The sequence below is a fragment of the Streptomyces sp. NPDC047022 genome (assembly GCF_040644155.1).
Lineage (GTDB): Bacteria > Actinomycetota > Actinomycetes > Streptomycetales > Streptomycetaceae > Streptomyces.
The window spans coordinates 1-1,207 of sequence record NZ_JBEYVV010000111.1; the positions used below are offsets into that span (position 1 = coordinate 1).

General features: G+C 65.5%; 1 protein-coding gene. It reads right to left on the reverse strand.

From position 1 onward, the window contains the following. Nucleotides 1-1,160, reverse strand: a 1,160-nt coding sequence (locus tag ABZ845_RS31980) for a hypothetical protein (protein ID WP_360987078.1), incomplete at its 3' end; no start/stop codon positions are given. Nucleotides 1,161-1,207 lie beyond the last annotated feature (47 nt).

Here is a 1,207-nt window from a genome sequence, read left to right on the forward strand (position 1 = left end):
ACGTTGTTGTTCACGCTGGAGTTGGTGAGGGAGACGGTGCCGCCGCTGTTGTAGATGCCGCCGGAGACGGATCCGGTGCCGGTGACCTTGTTGGCGTCGATGTGGGAGCCGGTCACCGATACGGTCACGCCGCTTGTGGAGCTGTCGGTGTAGAGGCCGCCGCCCTGGGAGTAGCGGCCGGAGGCGAGGTTGCGGGTGAGGGTGGTGCCGTTCTGCAGCGTCAGCGTGGTCGTTACCACGTCTCCGGCGGCGGCGATGCCGGCGCCCTGGCCGAAGGGTCCGATCAGTCGGTTTCCGGCGACCTGAGTGTTGTCCAGAGTGATGGGGCCGGCGATAGCGTGGATTGCGCCGCCTCGGTTGCTGGAGCCGTCGGCCGTGCGGAAGCCGGTGACGGTGTTGCCGCTGATGGTGGAGTTGGTGAACGTGGCACTCCCGCCCGAGATCGCTTCCCGGAAGATTCCGCCTCCGCCGTCGGTGCTGGCAGCGACCCGGTTATCGGCAATCTTGGTACCGGTGACCGCCAGGGTGCCGGAGGATGCGGAAAAGATGCCGCCGCCACCCTCTACCGCGGTGTTGTGGCTGAACGTGCTGTTCATGATGGTCGACAACTGGGTGGAGTCGAGGATCGCGCCACCACCCATGTCCGCGCGGTTGCCGGTCACGGTCACCGTGTCCAGAAAGACCGGAACCAATCCGATGACGCCGATGCCGCCCCCACCACCATCAGTACGGTTGTCGTTGACCAAGCCTCGAGTGAGAGAGAGCGATGTACGGGCACCGGCGAAGATCGCGCCGCCCGAGTCTGACGCGTTGCCCTGGAAATTCACGTCGGTGGTGGTCAGGGACCCGAAATTGGTCTCGAGGTCCACCGCGCCGCCGTTACCGACGCCCATGGCGTTGCCGTTCATGACGGTCAGGGTGTCCATGGTCAGCGACACCCCTCCGACCTCGAAGATGCGGAAGTTGGTGGTGGCGCCCGGGTCGCGACGGATGGTGGCGTTGTGGCCGTGAATCACCAGCGGCTGGGTGATCGTCGGCAATTGGCCGTCGGCGTCGGTGAGGGTATAGAGGCAGTATGTCGTGAGGTCCAGGATGTGGTCGTTCAGGTTGGCGTTGGAGTCGTTGATCGCCTGGATCAGGGCCGTGTCCGAGCAGGCCACCGGCGTATTCGCGTGCGCCGGAGCCGCCGCGACTCCAGCGAGCAGTA